General features: G+C 65.0%; 1 pseudogene. It reads right to left on the bottom strand.

Features of this window, described 5'->3' with window-relative positions:
- Positions 1–203: pseudogene (locus tag WA675_RS27350) on the bottom strand (serine hydroxymethyltransferase); the annotation flags it as partial.

The following is a 203-nucleotide window of genomic DNA, read 5'->3' as shown; positions in this document are numbered from 1 at the left end:
GCGGCCCACCCTGCTGACCCGGGAACACCGCCGAGTTCAGCTTCTTCGCGAACTCCTGCTTAGCCAGAATCAAACCCGAACGGGGACCACCGAGGGTCTTGTGCACGGTCGAGGACACCACATCGGCATACGGCACCGGCGACGGGTGCAGACCGGCGGCGACCAGACCCGCGAAGTGCGCCATATCGACCCACAGGTAAGCA

The sequence above is a fragment of the Nocardia sp. SSK8 genome (assembly GCF_037034205.1).
Lineage (GTDB): Bacteria > Actinomycetota > Actinomycetes > Mycobacteriales > Mycobacteriaceae > Nocardia.
This window is presented reverse-complemented; position numbering and strand designations above follow the sequence as displayed.